Consider the following 14,788-nt stretch of genomic DNA (forward strand, 5'->3'; position numbering starts at 1 on the left):
GGTCAGGTCATGGGCGCGCATAGCGCATATAGGCAAATCGGCGGCTATCGGGGGACCAGCAGGGCACGTTCAGCGTGCCTTGCCCGCCCCATAGCATGGCCAGGGTTCGGGTGTCGCCCGTCGCGAGCGTGATCAGGCGCAGGGTCACCTCGCGGTCGGGCGGATGCCCCTCGGTCCCTTCGGGATAGGCAAGGTAAAGCACGTATCGACCATCAGGCGAGGGATGCGGAAACCAGTTGACTGCGGCATCGTCGGTCATCTGTTCCGCATCGGTGCCGTCCGGGCGGATCCTCCACAGATCCATCGCTCCGCCGCGATCAGAGTTGAACCAGATCCATTTGCCATCGGGCGTATAATCCGGCCCGTCGTAATGGTGCGGGCTGCGGATCAGAACGGTCTCTTCGCCGCCCGCGACGGGTATGGTGGCGATGCCGAATTGATCCTCCCGCACCACCGTATAGGCCAAGCGCTGCCCGTCCGGCGACCAGCCATGCCACCATGACGGTGTCTTTGGCGTGATACGCGTGGGCGCGCCACCAACGGCGGGCAAGGTGAAAATGCACGAATGCGGCGTCTGCGTCTTGTCAGAGATCACAAGCGTCTGCCCGTCCGGCGAGATACCGTGGTCATTGTTGAGCGCGTGCAGCGCCCCGGTGTCGACATCGCGCAGCTGCGGCGCGTCCAGCGGCACGCGAAACAGGCGCCCTTCGCCGTTCACCAGCAGGTAGCTACCGTCGGGCGACCAGTTGGGTGCCTCGATATGGCGATCCGTCTCAAGCAGCGTCGTGATGTCGCCAGTGTCCAGATCGCATATGTCCAGAAAGGACGTCATGACTCGCCGCCCGGAATATAGGAAAAGCCGCTGAAGTCAGCCGTCTTGCCCTGACCGGTAATGTCGAACGCGGCCATGCCGACGAAAGCACCGGTGAAGGAGGCATGCTCGCCACGACCGCCTTCATCCGAAATGACGCTGGCATCGAGATCGGGCCCGAACAGCTGCCACTGTTCGTTCTGGCGAAAGAAGAACCTTTGCGTAGCACCCGTGACTTCGACCGCCAATTCCACGGGGCCATCCTTCAGCGGCACCGGGTCCGCAGGAAAGCTGAGCCGCCCGTCTGGCCAGTCGCCTGCACAGGACATCAACTGAAGGCAGCGGCCCTTGCCCGCAATATGGGACACGCAGGCAAAATGGAACTTGGACCGGTTGTAATAGGTCGTCAGCCCGGCGGCCTGCTGATAGGTCGTGGGGGTGAACTCTGTCAGTGTCGTCTCTGCCCGGTAATGCAGATGCTCTTGCCGTCGCGCGACAAGCGATTGTTCAAACCAGCTGCCGATGCTTTCCCGGCCAATCAGCCGGAGGGAAGAGCCGGTCAGCGTGAAAAGGCGCGCGTGGTCGGGCGTGCGCAGCCATTGGAATTCGGGAGGCAGCCCGGCACTGTCGAAACGGCGTAGAATGGGCTTTGCGCGGCGCTGTTCGGCAGGGGCCGGGGGCGTCACCTGGACCTGTGGCAATGGGTTGCCACCCACCAGGTAGAGCCACCCATCGTCGCGCCATTCGCATTTCTGAATGCCGGTTTCGCGCCCCAGAGGAGAGAACCTGCCGGGCAGGGGCCGCGTGCACAGGTGGGTGTGATAGACCTGCCCGTCCGGCGTCTCGATGATCTGCCCGTGACCGGCGCGTTGGATTGGCCAGTCGGGATGATCCTTGGCGGTGATCAGATGGGTGTCGGGATGGATCTCATACGGCCCCTCGATCTGGCGCGAGCGGGCCATTGTCACGGCATGGTCATAGCCGGTGCCCCCTTCGGCGACGGTCAGGTAATACCACCCGTCGCGTTTGTAGAGATGCGGGCCTTCGGTCAACCCGTGGGGACTGCCCGAGAATATCTTGCGGATCTCGCCGGTCAGGCCGCCTTCCGGCGTCCATTCCTGCAGCATGATCCCGTCGAATGCGGGGTGTTTCGGGCTGCCGCCAACCGAGTTCGAAATGTGGTTCCATTGCAGCACAAGAAACCACTTTCGCCCATCATCATCGTGAAACAGCGACGGATCGAAGCCATGAGAGCTGACATAGATCGGATCGCTCCACGGCCCTTCGATCGTGGGGGCGGTGACGATGTAGTTATGGGCGTCCTTGAAATTTCCATCCAGCCGTTTGACATCCGTGTAGACCAGCCAGAACAGCCCATCGGCATAGCTGAGACAGGGCGCCCAGATGCCGCCGCTGTCAGGATTGCCGCGCATATCCAGTTGCGAGGCGCGCGAGAGCGGTCGGCATGCCAGATCCCAGTTCACCAGATCGGTGGACCTGTGAATCTGCACGCCGGGATACCATTCGAAGGTCGATGTCGCGATGAAATATTCCTCTCCCACCCGGCAGATCGACGGGTCGGGGTTGAAACCGGGCAGGACAGGATTGCGGATCATCAGCGGCTGGGTCCTTCTCGTTCAGAGGAAGCGGCCCAGAGGTTGATATTCGCGTCCTTCGCGTGTTGGTCGATCCGGGCAAGTTCGCCCTCGGTGAAGTCGAGATTGCCGATGGCGCAGACGCAATCCTCTACCTGGCTGGCCTTGGACGCGCCGATCAGCGCAGTTGTCACGCGGTCGCCGCGCAGCACCCAAGCCAGGGCCATCTGTGCCAGCGTCTGTCCACGGCTTTCGGCAATGGCATTCAGCGCGCGGACGTTTTCCAGCGCCTCATCGCTCAGGAAATTCTCGCGCAGGGATTTCCCCTGAGACGCGCGGCTGCCTTCGGGGATGCCGCCCAGATATTTGTTGGTCAGCATGCCCTGTGCCAGTGGGCTGAACACGATGGACCCGATCCCCAGATCGTCCAGCGTATCAAGCAGACCGTCTTCCTCGACCCAGCGGTTAAGCATGGAATAGCTGGGCTGGTGGATCAGGCAGGGGGTGCCCAGATCTTTCAGGATCGCGGCCGCCTCGCGCGTGCGCTGCGCGTTATAGGATGAAATCCCGACATAAAGCGCACGGCCCGACCGGACGATGTGGTCAAGCGCCATCATCGTCTCTTCCAGCGGCGTGTCGGGGTCGAAACGGTGGGAATAGAAGATGTCGACGTAATCCAGCCCCATACGTTTCAGCGACTGATCGCAGGACGCAATCAGGTATTTGCGGCTGCCCCATTCGCCATAGGGCCCCGGCCACATCCCGTACCCCGCCTTGGAGGAGATGATGAGCTCATCGCGGTAGGGCGCAAAATCTGTCCGCAGGATTTCGCCAAATGCCAGTTCTGCCGATCCGGGCGCGGGGCCGTAATTGTTGGCCAGATCGAAATGGGTGATGCCGTGATCGAATGCGGTGCGGGTGATCGCCTGCTTCGTCTGGTGCGGCGTGTCATCGCCGAAATTGTGCCATAGCCCGAGCGAGATCGCGGGCAGTTTCAGCCCCGACCGCCCGCAGCGGCGGTATTGCATCTTTTCGTATCGTGTGTCGGACGCGGTCCAGACCATTTCGGAATTCTCCTATGCCAGCAGCGCGGTGGCGGCGTCCGGGGTCAGGGCCTCGGGGCGGTCGCAGGTGCTGCTGATTTCGACAAGCGCTTTCGTTTCACCTGAGTGCAGGATTGCCGTCATGACGTCCACCACATGCAGCGCAAAATCGTTCGAGCAGCGATGCGGACGGCCGTTCAGAATGGCTTGCGCCATATCTGCCAGACCGGCGCAGCGATAGTTTGCACGCCCGCCATCATTGGCCACGCTGAAAGGGTGATCCCAGGCAACGGAGGGGTTCACGAAGGATGCCTTTTGGGTCATCCGCACCTCGCCGCCAAAGAAATTCGGGTCGGGAACGTGAAGGGTGCCTTCGGTGCCGTAAAGTTCCATATTGGAATGGCCATGTTCCCAGACGTCCCAACTGGCGCAATAGGTGACTTGCGCGCCAGAGACGAACTGCATGACCGCGTGGATCGTCGTCGGGGTTTCGACCTTGATTTTCTCGCCATTGCGCGGCTCTGACGTGATGGTGCGATATTCATTGGCGCTGGATGACAGCGCCGTGACGCGCGCCACTGGCCCCAGCAATTGAACGAGGTTGGAGATGTAGTAGGGGCCAAGGTCGAGGATCGGGCCGCCGCCGGGTTGGAAGAAGAAATCCGGATTGGGGTGCCACATCTCCATCCCCGGGCTTTGGACGAAACAGGTGCCCGACGCGATGCGCCCGACGGCGCCTGCGTCCACCAGATGGCGGGCAAGCTGATGCGCGCCGCCCATGAATGTGTCAGGTGCAGACCCGACGCGCAGGCCCTTGGCATCGGCAATCGCCTTGAGGTCCAGACCCTCTTGCAGGGACAGCACGAACGGCTTTTCCGAATAGACGTGTTTGCCTGCCTCCAGCACCTGTTTGGACACGGCGAAATGTGCGTTGGGAACGGTCAGGTTGACGACGATGTCGATGTCATCGGCGGCCAGAAGCCCGTCGATTGTTTCTGCCCGCAGGCCGAACTCGTCCGCGCGGGCCTTGGCCGCGTCGGCGTTCAGGTCGGCGCAGGCGCGCATTTCGATGCCTGCAAACAGCGGGGCGAGGCGCATATAGGCGGCAGAGATATTGCCGCAGCCGATGACGCCGATTCCGAGTGTGTTGCTCATGGTTTCTGTCTCGATCAATAGGTCTTGAAGCTGGTGATGGAGCGCTGTGCAAATCGGCGCGCATCGTTAGGTTTGTCGTGCTCTGCGACGAACAGATCGCAACCTGCCTTGCGCAGGGCTGCCATCAGGGCAGGCCAGTCCATCGTGCCGTGGCCGACATCGGCCCAGCCGTCCTCGTCCGCACACTCCCCGGCAGGTGCGATGTCCTTGACATGGGCGGTTGTGATACGGTCTGCATTTGCCGCGATCCATTCCAGCGGGTCGGCCCCGCCGCGCACAACCCAGGCGACGTCCATCTCCCATTCGATCGAGGGCGCGTGGTCGAGGATCAGCTGCATGGGGATGGTGCCATCGGCAAGCGGCATGAACTCCCAGTGGTGGTTGTGCCAGCCGAAACGCAGGCCCGCATCGCGCACCTTTTGCCCCGCCACCTCCAGCCGTTTCGCAAGTTCTGTCCACGCCGCGGCATCGGCGCCATCGCGGTAGGCGTCTTCGGGGGCGGGGCAGAACAGCCGTTCCATCCCCAGAGCTTTTGCCGAGGCAAGCGTATCGCCGAGGCCCTCTTCGAAACTGCCGACGGGAAAGAAATGCCCCGACGGCATGGTCAGTCCGTTGGCATCCAGAAGCGCGCGAAAGGCGGGCGCGTCCTCATAGACACCGCCGAAACCCTCGACCTGCGTGTAGCCCATCCCGGCAATCATCGAGATCACATCCTCCCAGGGGGTGAAGTCACGGGCGGAGTAAAGTTGAAACGAAAGATCCATGTTGGATGTCCTGTTTTGGTGTCGAAAGGCGCGCTACAGACGGGCCTCTGTGGTTTTGTGGAAAATATTGGCAAGGGCCGGGTTCAATCCCAGCGGCAGTGTCTGGCCGGGGGTGATGTCGGCCTGACCGTCCATACGCACCCAAAGCCGTTGCCCGGCAGCGCTGACGCGGGTCAGCGTGTCAGAGCCCAGGGGCTCGACCAGTTCGACCTGCCCGTTGAGTTTGACCGGCGCGTTCCCGGCCTCTGGGCCCGTGATGATATGTTCGGGCCTGATGCCGAACCATGCATCGCAGGGCTCTGGCGAAGCAGTGGCGAATTCATAGCCCTTAAGGTCAAAGCTGGCCACGTCCGAGACGAAACGCGGCGCGGCGCCTCCCTCAACCCGCCCATCCAGAAAGTTCATCGTCGGCGAACCGATGAATTCTGCGACATATTTCGTGGCGGGACGGTTGTAGATCTCCTTGGGGCTATCAAGCTGAAGGATGGAGCCGCCGCGCATGATGGCAATGCGGTCGGCAAGCGTCATCGCCTCGATCTGGTCATGTGTGACGTAGATCATCGTGTTGCCCAGCGTCTGGTGCAGCTGCTTGATCTCTACCCGCAGATCGGCGCGCAGCTTGGCATCAAGGTTGGATAGCGGTTCGTCGAAGAGAAAAACCTCGACATCGCGCACCAGCGCCCGGCCGATGGCGACCCGCTGACGCTGCCCGCCGGACAGGGCCGCAGGCTTGCGCTTTAACAGCGGTTCCATCTGCAAGGTCTTGGCGGCGCGGGCGATACGCTCCTTGATCTCTGCCTTGGGGATCTTGGCGTTCTTCAGGCCGAAGGCGAGATTGCCCTCCACCGTCATCTGCGGGTAAAGCGCATAGCTTTGGAAAACCATGCCGATGCCGCGTTTCGATGGCTCCTCCCACGTGACGTTCTTCCCGCCGATATGGACCTGCCCATCCGTCACGTCCAGCAGGCCGGCAATGCAGTTCAGAAGCGTGGATTTGCCACAGCCGGAAGACCCCAGAAGGACAAGGAATTCGCCCTTGCCGATATCCAGGTTCAGGTCATGCAACACCTCCACCGCGCCGAAGCTGAGCTTGAGGTTCTTGATCGAAATGCTTGGGTCCATTTGCATTGCTCAGCCTTTCACCGCGCCGGCCGCGATGCCACGCACGAAGAGTTTTCCGGAGACGAAGTAGATGACGAGGGGCACAAGGCCGGTCAGCAGCGTGGCCGCCATGTTGACGTTGTATTCCTTCACGCCCTGCACAGAGTTGACGATGTTGTTCAGCTGCACCGTCATCGGGTAGAGATCGGGCTTGGTATAGACCACGCCGAAGAGGAAATCGTTCCAGATGCCAGTGACTTGCAGGATCATCGCCACCACGAAGATCGGCAGCGACATGGGCAGCATGATCTGCAGGTAGATCTGCCAGAAACCCGCCCCATCGACACGCGCGGCCTTGAACAGCTCTTCGGGGAGGGAGGTGAAATAGTTGCGGAACAGCAGCGTCAGGATCGGCATGCCAAAGATCGAATGCACCAGAACAAGGCCTGTCAGGGTGCCGTAGATGCCCATCTCGCGCAGCAGGATCACCAGCGGGTAAAGCATGACCTGATAGGGGATGAAGGCCCCGAAGATCAGGATGGTAAAGAACATATCCGCGCCCTTGAACCGCCAATTGGCCAGCGCGTAGCCGTTCACCGATGCGATGGCGATTGACAGGATGACGCTTGGCACAGTGATGCGCACGGAGTTCCAGAACCCGCGGCTCAGCCCGTCGCAATTCAGACCTGTGCAAGCCTCGGCCCACGCCTTGACCCATGGTTGAAACGTGATCTCCACGGGCGGTGCAAAGATATTGCCCAGCCGGATTTCCGGCATGCCTTTCAGCGAGGTGACGATCATCACGTAAAGCGGCAGCAGGTAGTATAGCGCGACGACGATCAGCGTGCCGTAGATGAAGACATTGCGGCGCGAAAAGCGGCGACGGGGTTTTGGTCCGCGCGGGCCCGAGAGCGCCGGGGCCATGGCGTCGGCCCCTGCAACGGTGGCGGACAGGCTGGCAGGATCAGACACGCTTCTTCCCTCCGAATTCCAGGTAAGCCCAGGGGATGACGACGACCAGAACCGCGAGCAGCATCATGGTCGAGGCCGCGAAGCCCTGACCAAGGTTCTGGCCCTGGAACATGTAGTCGTAGACGTATTTGGCGGGCACATCCGACGCGATGCCGGGGCCACCGCCGGTTTGGGCGACGATCAGGTCGTAAAGCCGCACGATCCCGCTGGCGATAATGACAAGCGTGGTGATGAAGACCGGGCGCATCATCGGGATGATGATGAAGATGTAGGTTTTCCACGCCGGTATCCCGTCGACGCGACTGGCTTTCCAGATCTCTTGATCGATGCCGCGCAACCCTGCCAGCATCAGGCACATCACCAGTCCTGACCCTTGCCAAAGCCCGGCGATCAACACGCCGAAAATGACGATATCCGCGTTGTAGAGGGGGTTGAAATCAAAGCTCTCCCATCCCAGTCGGTGGATGACGCTCTGAATTCCGAAATCCGGGTTCAGCAACCACTGCCACACCAGCCCCGTGACGATGAAGGACAGCGCAAAGGGGTAGAGCAGGATCGTGCGGAACGTGTTTTCATAGCGGATCTTCTGATCCAGCAGGGCGGCAAGCAAGAAGCCGAGTACGAGGCTCAGCACCATCATGCAGACGCCGTAAATCAGCAGGTTCTCGATAGAGACCAGCCAGCGCGGGGTGGCCCATAGTCGCTCATACTGATCCAGGCCGACGAATTTCGTCCGGGGCAACAGTTTGGACGAGGTGAAGGAATAGGTCACCGTCCAGGCCGTTCCGCCGACGAACACGACCAATGCGGTCAGGATCATCGGGATCGCGGCAATCTTGGCGGTGAGATTCCGGAACAACCGGATCGGGCGGGTGGCGGCCATCTCGCTCCCCTTGTGGGTGACAGGTCAGGTAAAGGGTGGCCGGACCGCGCGTGGCGGCCCGACCGTTGGACGTGGGTGGTGATCAGTCCTTGCTGGCCACGATATCGACAAAGCGTGCCTGCGCGTCTTCGGCACTGATCGAAGTGTCCTGGAAGAACTGAACAAACAGATCGTTGAGCTGGTTGTTCGTGTCCTCGGTATTCAGCATGTTCACATCCGGCATGATCGCGCCCGAGGCGAGGATTTCCAGACCCTTCTTCATGCAGTCATTCGCCGCCTCAAGGTCCACATCCCCGCGCACGGGCAGGGAGCCTTTCTTGAGGTTGAACGCCACTTGCGTGTTAGGCTTGAGCAGCGTTGCAGCCAGCGCGTCCTGCGCGGCTTCGGTCTCTGCATCACCGGTTTCGGGGAAGTAGAACGCGTCACCGCCGGTCGAGATGACCTCGATCACGCCAAGACCCGGCAGACAGGTGTAATCCTGCCCGGCAACCTCACCGGCGACGGCAAATTCGCCCTGCGCCCAGTCACCCATGATCTGACCGCCGGCCTGATCGGTGATGACAAGATTAGTCGCCTGGTTCCAGTCCTGCACATTGGACCCCTGGACCATTTCGCGCATGTCAGACGCGGCCTTGAAGACGCGGGCCATGGTGTCACCCGCTGCCATTTCGGCATCGCCGTCGCCATAGATACTTTGCAGGACATCGGGGCCGGCCAGCGTGGCCATCAGCACGTTGAACGCGCCGGAGCTTTGCCAAGGCTGCCCGCCAAGAGCCATCGGCGTGATGCCAGCCTCGCGGAGTGCTGGCCCCGCGGCCACGAATTCATCCCAGTTGGTCGGTACGGCAACGCCAGCCGTCTCGAACGCGGCATTCGAAAGCCACAGCCACTGCCATGAGTGGATGTTGACCGGCGCGCAGTAGATCTTGCCGTCAACCGTGCAGGCCTCCAGCAGGGAGGGCGGGTTCACGATGTCTTTCCAGCCCTCTGCTTCGGCCACATGGGTCATGTCGCGCAACAGACCGGACTCAATCAACTCTTCGGCCTGACGACCGTGGTTGAACTGGAACGCGCCCATCGGGTCGCCGCCGATGATACGGCTGACCATCACGGGGCGGGCCGTGCCGCCGCCGCCGGCAATCGCGCCGTCGATCCATTTATGGTCAGTCTGGGCTTCGAATTCGCGGGCGAATTCAGCCACCGCAGCGGCCTCGCCCCCCGATGTCCACCAATGGGTCACCTCAAGGTCAGCCGCCAAGGCCGCAGAGCCTGCGCAAAGCGCCGTAGTAGCTGCAAAGAAAGTGCGGAATGAAGTCATGTTTGTTCCTCCCTTCCGGTCCGGGAAATCCCGTCCGGCGTTATCTGAAGCGATCTGAAATCGCCGCGTAATCGATTACATCCGAGTTTAAGCCGACTCTCCTTGCGATGTAAACGATTACACTTATACTCGGGCTGAGATGGATTCGAGTCAAGCCATCGCTGTCAGAAATTGTGTTTCAAAAGAAGAGCCGCCGATGCATGACTGAAAAGCCCCCCAGAATTCAAGATGTTGCCAAGGTGGCGGGGGTGTCCACCGCGACTGTCAGCCGGGCGCTGAGCAATCCGGAACTGCTGACCAAACCCACGCGAGAGGCTGTCTTCGAGGCCGTTCGCAGCACGGGGTACCGGGTCAATCGCGCGGCACGAAATCTAAGAAAACAAAGCGCGAATGCAATTCTTGTGCTGGTGCCCAACCTCGGCAATCCGTTCTTTTCGAAGATTCTGGAAGGGATCAGTGAGGGCTTCGCAGACAGCGATTATTCCGTGCTCATCACCGATTCAAACCATCTGCCGCAGCATGACCGGCGATTGACCGACTATTTTCTGGACGGGCGCATCGACGGGATGATCTCTCTCGACGGCAATCTGACGGATACAGACATGTCAGAATTTGCGCGCGAAAGGGTGGGCGGGCGCATCGTCTTTGCATGTGAATGGGTCGAGGGCGCGCCGATGCCGTCGGTCAGGAGTGACAATTACAAGGGCGCGCAACTGGCGATCCGGCATTTGCATGACCTTGGCCACCGGCGCATCGCGCATGTCACCGGGCCCGCTGACAATCGACTGACCCATGTGCGCCGCGAGGGCGTTCTGGCAGAGCGTCGCCGCCTGAATTTGCCGCAACGGCCCGAATGGATCATCCGGGGCGATTTTTCTTTGCAATCAGGGCGGGCTGCGGCGCAGCAGATCGTGGCAATGAAGGACCGCCCAAGCGCGGTGTTCTGCGCCTCCGACGAGGTGGCCTTTGGCCTGATTGCCGGGCTGAATGCCGCTGGTCTGCGGGTTCCAGAAGACATGTCAGTCGTTGGATTTGATGACATCGATCAGGCAGAGCATTACGTGCCGGCACTAACGACCATCCGCCAGGACCGCATCGGGTTGGGGCGGGCCGCAGCGGAGCTGTTGCTGGGGCAAATGGCGCATCCTGCCGGAGCTGAGGCGGTGGGCGTCGAACTTCTCGATGTGACCCTGATGGTCCGGGACAGTTCCGCGCCGCCTGCCAAGCCCGGTTGAAAAGGTCCAGCCGTCGATGTCTCTGCGTGCTCCACGTCCGCATCCTTGAGACATCCAAAACCCCCTTGCGGCCATTCCGGAAGACGTCTAGAGAAGCTTTGGCTTCGGCGAGTTGGCGGAGTGGTTACGCAGCGGATTGCAAATCCGTGTACACCGGTTCGATTCCGGTACTCGCCTCCAAGCCGATTCAATGACTTAGTCGAATTTTGGTTTGCGCGCTTCTGCGCGTCTAAACATTCTGTTTGTTCTGTTCGCATTCAAGGCGCATTGAAGTTGCCAAAGCTGCACCGGGCGGACAAGTTTTTGGGTGCAGTTTTCAAGGGAGAATGGTGTTGACGGCATCATTTGCCGCAGCATCCGATTGGCTGTCAGGTTGGCGGAACATGCGCATCAGGTGCGCTTCTGATCTGAGCGAATTTGTTGCTCTTTATCGGCCCTGATCCGCTGGCGGACCTTCTTCGTAGAGTGCAGCACCATTGACGGGCTCTGGCCTGTCACCGTTGCAACCTGATCATCGCTACAGCCTGCCTCCACCCGATCACAGGCGGCGTTGTAGCGCCAGCTGAAAATGTGATAACCCAAGGCGCCGATTTGCGCTCTGACCTTTCTCGCGGCCGCTGAAGCGCCCCTATTGGATCAACGGTTGGTGCCGCGCTCGTTGGACAGGATGAAGACCGAGTGATGTCTTGCCGCGTCCAGCGCGGCTTGCAGATCGTACAGGATAGCAACCCAAAGCTCTTTCTTGGTCTTGCTTTGACGAACGAAGGCCGCGCTGTCCAGAGTGTCGGACCATGCAAGACTCTATCACATCAGCGTTCGACGGCTGGGTGTGGTGCTGATCGCCACGGTCGGCGGTGAACAATATGTAAGTAGTATGTACTTATCTGGCGAAATTGGGAGCAGAAGCGCCGGTATTTGTTATTTTTAATTTACAAATATTGACACATCCGACGCATGGCTATAGAGGTGTTTCTGGATTGCTTGAGGGGGCAGCTTCGGAAATTGAGGGGAGGGCGGCTCAGGTAGGCTGTAACGAAATCTGCGACACTTCCGAGGGTGACATCCTGGGTTGCGATGGGCCAGGCGTCCCGCCAGACAAATGCGTTGCTCATTGGCTCTTCGAAGGGTGGGGCTGTCTGGATGAGGTAGTGTGATACCTTGAGAGCGGGAAAACTGCGCCGGAACCGATCGCCAGAGAAATGATTCCACCTTTGCCAGCGGTGCTGTGGCGGGGCGGATTTGCAATAACAAACGGCTTTAGACGGCCGCACGATAGGAAAAGAGTATGAGCGATTACATCTTGTCGAATGAAACACGCGACAAACTCAAGAAAGTGTCCACGGCCTCCGTCGCGACCGCCCTGTACAAGCGCGGTTTGCGCAACCAGTTCGTGCAAGGCGTGGTCCCGGTGGAACGCAAGCCCGTGCGGATGGTCGGGCAGGCGTTTACCCTGCGCTACATCGCTGCGCGCGAGGATCGCAACGAGATCACGGTGTTCCGCAATCGCGACCACAAACAGCGCGTGGCGGTGGAAACCTGCCCTGAAGGTCATGTGCTGGTCATGGATGCCCGCAAGGACAGTCGCGCGGCCACAGCCGGATCCATCCTGGTGACGCGACTTGCGCGGCGCGGCGTGGCAGGTGTGGTTTCGGATGGTGGCGTGCGGGATGCCGAAGGTATTGGCGCGCTTGATATGCCGGCCTATTTCGCCCGCCCGTCGGCGCCGACCAATCTGACTCTGCACGAGGCGATCGACATCAATGTGCCGATCTCCTGCGGTGACGCGCCGGTGTTTCCGGGCGATGTCATGCTGGGGGACGGCGACGGTGTCATGGTGATCCCCGCGCATTTGGCGGACGAGATCGCCGAAGAATGCCTGAACATGGAATCCTTCGAGGATTTCGTTTTGGAACAGGTGAATGACGGCGCGGGCATCATCGGGCTCTATCCTGCTACCGATCAGGAAAACATTGATAAATACAACGAATGGCGCGAACGGACTGGACGATAACATGACCTTTATTCCTCACGGAGAGCACTTTATCGCAGGCAGGCGCATGGCCGCTGAAGAGCGTTTCTATTCGGCGCCGGCAACGGGGGCGTCCCATGAGTTCTCCGCCGGGTCCCCGGAACTGGTGGCTGAGGCGTGTCTTGCGGCCCACGCGGCTTTTCCCGGTTTTGCCGCAACCACCCGCGCGCAGCGTGCCGCCCTGCTGGAGGCGATCGCAGACGAGATGGATGCGCGCGCCGACGCGATCACGGAAATAGGCAGTGCCGAAACCGGACTGCCAGCAGCGCGGCTTCAGGGGGAGCGAGGCCGCACGACCGGTCAGCTGCGCCTGTTCGCCTCGCATATATTGGCAGGTGATTACCTTGATCGTCGCCATGATGAGGCGTTGCCGGATCGTCAGCCGCTTCCCCGGCCCGATCTGCGGATGATGCAGCGGCCGGTTGGGCCGGTGGCCGTATTCGGTGCTTCGAATTTTCCGCTCGCCTTTTCGGTGGCCGGAGGCGACACCGCAGCGGCGCTGGCTGCGGGTTGCCCGGTTGTCGTCAAGGGGCACGGCGCCCATCCCGGGACGAGCGAGATCGTGGGCGACGCCATTGTTGCGGCGCTTGACAAGCTTGGCATGGATGCGGGCATCTTCAGTCTGATCCAGGGGGGCAACCGTGCCGTGGGTGCGGCGCTTGTCACTGATCCACGCATCAAGGCGGTCGGGTTCACGGGCAGCCTTGGCGGAGGGCGCGCGCTTTATGATCTGTGCGCTTCACGTCCGGAGCCGATCCCGTTTTATGGTGAGCTTGGCAGCGTCAATCCGATGTTTGTGTTGCCGCAGGCCGCCGCTGCCCGCGGGGCAGAGCTGGGCGCTGGCTGGGCCGGTAGCCTGACCATGGGCGTGGGGCAGTTCTGCACCAATCCCGGTATCGCCATCATCGTCGACGGTCCCGACGCGGATGCGTTTGTGAGCGCTGCGTCCGAGGGGCTGAAAGCTGTCGCAGGGCAGACTATGCTGACAGACGGCATGGCAGAGGCCTACCGCGACGGTGCCCGCCGGGTGTCGGAAGGTGCGGGCGTCAAGTCGTTGCTGACCACCGCCTGCGAGGGCCGTACCGCAGCGCCTTACCTGTTCGAAGTCTCGGCCAGCGACTGGCTGACGAATGAGGAACTCTCCGAAGAGGTCTTTGGCCCGCTCGGCCTTGTTGTGCGCGTCAAGGATGCGGCGCAGATGGTGGAGCTTGCCGCGAGCTTCAAGGGGCAGCTGACGGCGACACTACAGATGGATGACGCAGACATCGACCTTGGTCGCGCGCTTTTGCCGGTGCTTGAGCGCATGGCGGGCCGGGTGCTGGCCAACGGCTTTCCCACGGGGGTAGAGGTGTGCGATTCCATGGTGCATGGCGGGCCTTATCCTGCCAGCACCAATTTTGGCGCAACCTCGGTCGGGACGATGTCCATCCGCCGTTTCCTGCGCCCGGTTTGCTACCAGAACCTCCCCGAAGCTCTGCTGCCGGCGGATCTCGTCAGCATGTAGGCATGAAAAAAAGGGCGCGCAGGCCCCGCATCGCCACTCGGCGCGTTGCGGGGCTTTGTGCCGACCTGCACTGATCCAAGAAAAATTTACACATACTGCCAAATACCGCCGATTATCGGCGTGTTGAAGAAATTTGTTACTCTTTCGGTGCCAGAATCTAAGTATGAGTAAATTTTTTGTGCAAATTAGTAATATGAGCAGTTGATTTGTAAAAATTAACAAAGTACGGTGACTCGAGCCTCCCTGGTGCCTCGCTTGTCGGGGAAAGGAAAGGGATCGCGGCTCGCTAACAAAAGGGGAAGTGCTGCCAGGCCCATCCGGGGTGCGGAGTATCCGTGCCGCGAGGGCGCAGGGAGAGGTGCGGGCAAATCGTCCGGC

General features: G+C 60.8%; 12 protein-coding genes and 1 tRNA gene. 4 read left to right on the forward strand and 9 right to left on the reverse strand.

Going from position 1 to position 14,788, the window contains the following annotated elements:
- Positions 1-7: 7 nt before the first annotated feature.
- The 9 genes from EDD52_RS09070 to EDD52_RS09110 form a co-directional block, all read right to left on the reverse strand.
- Entirely contained in the window at positions 8-832 is an 825-nt protein-coding gene (locus tag EDD52_RS09070; RefSeq protein WP_132244064.1) for a TolB family protein, read from the reverse strand.
- Positions 829-2,427 carry a glycoside hydrolase family 43 protein gene (locus EDD52_RS09075; protein ID WP_132244066.1) on the reverse strand — a complete coding sequence of 533 codons (1,599 nt, stop codon included), beginning with the start codon at positions 2,425-2,427 and terminating at the stop codon, positions 829-831. The genes EDD52_RS09070 and EDD52_RS09075 overlap by 4 nt, the downstream gene beginning before the upstream one ends.
- Positions 2,427-3,470 (reverse strand): L-glyceraldehyde 3-phosphate reductase, encoded by a 1,044-nt coding sequence (gene mgrA, locus EDD52_RS09080; protein ID WP_132244068.1) that lies wholly within the window; start codon positions 3,468-3,470, stop codon positions 2,427-2,429. The genes EDD52_RS09075 and mgrA overlap by 1 nt, the downstream gene beginning before the upstream one ends.
- A gap of 12 nt (positions 3,471-3,482) precedes the next feature.
- Positions 3,483-4,604: a Gfo/Idh/MocA family protein gene (locus EDD52_RS09085; RefSeq protein ID WP_132244070.1), complete on the reverse strand. Its 1,122-nt coding sequence runs from the start codon at positions 4,602-4,604 to the stop codon at positions 3,483-3,485.
- A 14-nt stretch (positions 4,605-4,618) separates the two neighbouring features.
- Positions 4,619-5,368, reverse strand: a complete 750-nt coding sequence (locus tag EDD52_RS09090; RefSeq protein WP_132244072.1) for a sugar phosphate isomerase/epimerase family protein — start codon at positions 5,366-5,368, stop codon at positions 4,619-4,621.
- Between the two features lie 33 nt (positions 5,369-5,401).
- Entirely contained in the window at positions 5,402-6,490 is a 1,089-nt protein-coding gene (locus EDD52_RS09095) for an ABC transporter ATP-binding protein (RefSeq protein WP_132244074.1), read from the reverse strand.
- Positions 6,491-6,499: 9 nt separating this feature from the next.
- The gene (locus EDD52_RS09100) at positions 6,500-7,393 is read right to left on the reverse strand and encodes a carbohydrate ABC transporter permease (protein WP_132244146.1); all 894 of its coding nucleotides are present in this window, start codon (positions 7,391-7,393) and stop codon (positions 6,500-6,502) included.
- Between the two features lie 40 nt (positions 7,394-7,433).
- Positions 7,434-8,324, reverse strand: a complete 891-nt coding sequence (locus EDD52_RS09105; protein ID WP_132244076.1) for a carbohydrate ABC transporter permease — start codon at positions 8,322-8,324, stop codon at positions 7,434-7,436.
- A gap of 82 nt (positions 8,325-8,406) precedes the next feature.
- Positions 8,407-9,642: an ABC transporter substrate-binding protein gene (locus tag EDD52_RS09110; protein WP_132244078.1), complete on the reverse strand. Its 1,236-nt coding sequence runs from the start codon at positions 9,640-9,642 to the stop codon at positions 8,407-8,409.
- A 200-nt stretch (positions 9,643-9,842) separates the two neighbouring features.
- On the opposite strand from EDD52_RS09110, the gene EDD52_RS09115 reads away from it, so the two are divergent.
- From EDD52_RS09115 to EDD52_RS09130, 4 genes are all read left to right on the forward strand, one after another.
- On the forward strand, positions 9,843-10,877 hold the full coding sequence (locus tag EDD52_RS09115) for a LacI family DNA-binding transcriptional regulator (protein ID WP_132244079.1): 1,035 nt from the start codon (positions 9,843-9,845) through the stop codon (positions 10,875-10,877).
- A gap of 106 nt (positions 10,878-10,983) precedes the next feature.
- Positions 10,984-11,057 (forward strand) — tRNA-Cys (locus EDD52_RS09120).
- Between the two features lie 1,105 nt (positions 11,058-12,162).
- A complete protein-coding gene (locus EDD52_RS09125) occupies positions 12,163-12,888 on the forward strand; it encodes a ribonuclease activity regulator RraA (RefSeq protein ID WP_132244081.1) in 726 nt (241 codons plus the stop codon).
- A 1-nt stretch (position 12,889) separates the two neighbouring features.
- On the forward strand, positions 12,890-14,410 hold the full coding sequence (locus EDD52_RS09130; protein WP_132244083.1) for an aldehyde dehydrogenase (NADP(+)): 1,521 nt from the start codon (positions 12,890-12,892) through the stop codon (positions 14,408-14,410).
- Positions 14,411-14,788 lie beyond the last annotated feature (378 nt).

The sequence above is a fragment of the Primorskyibacter sedentarius genome (genome assembly GCF_004342065.1).
GTDB lineage: Bacteria > Pseudomonadota > Alphaproteobacteria > Rhodobacterales > Rhodobacteraceae > Primorskyibacter > Primorskyibacter sedentarius.

What these genes read in the sequence shown, in the direction of transcription:
- EDD52_RS09070 (WP_132244064.1), bottom strand. Translation starts at nt 832, where the DNA reads ATGACGTCCTTTCTGGACATATGCGATCTGGACACTGGCGACATCACG.
- EDD52_RS09075 (WP_132244066.1), bottom strand. Translation starts at nt 2,427, where the DNA reads ATGATCCGCAATCCTGTCCTGCCCGGTTTCAACCCCGACCCGTCGATC.
- mgrA (WP_132244068.1), bottom strand. Translation starts at nt 3,470, where the DNA reads ATGGTCTGGACCGCGTCCGACACACGATACGAAAAGATGCAATACCGC.
- EDD52_RS09085 (WP_132244070.1), bottom strand. Translation starts at nt 4,604, where the DNA reads ATGAGCAACACACTCGGAATCGGCGTCATCGGCTGCGGCAATATCTCT.
- EDD52_RS09090 (WP_132244072.1), bottom strand. Translation starts at nt 5,368, where the DNA reads ATGGATCTTTCGTTTCAACTTTACTCCGCCCGTGACTTCACCCCCTGG.
- EDD52_RS09095 (WP_132244074.1), bottom strand. Translation starts at nt 6,490, where the DNA reads ATGGACCCAAGCATTTCGATCAAGAACCTCAAGCTCAGCTTCGGCGCG.
- EDD52_RS09100 (WP_132244146.1), bottom strand. Translation starts at nt 7,393, where the DNA reads ATGGCCCCGGCGCTCTCGGGCCCGCGCGGACCAAAACCCCGTCGCCGC.
- EDD52_RS09105 (WP_132244076.1), bottom strand. Translation starts at nt 8,324, where the DNA reads ATGGCCGCCACCCGCCCGATCCGGTTGTTCCGGAATCTCACCGCCAAG.
- EDD52_RS09110 (WP_132244078.1), bottom strand. Translation starts at nt 9,642, where the DNA reads ATGACTTCATTCCGCACTTTCTTTGCAGCTACTACGGCGCTTTGCGCA.
- EDD52_RS09115 (WP_132244079.1), top strand. Translation starts at nt 9,843, where the DNA reads ATGACTGAAAAGCCCCCCAGAATTCAAGATGTTGCCAAGGTGGCGGGG.
- EDD52_RS09125 (WP_132244081.1), top strand. Translation starts at nt 12,163, where the DNA reads ATGAGCGATTACATCTTGTCGAATGAAACACGCGACAAACTCAAGAAA.
- EDD52_RS09130 (WP_132244083.1), top strand. Translation starts at nt 12,890, where the DNA reads ATGACCTTTATTCCTCACGGAGAGCACTTTATCGCAGGCAGGCGCATG.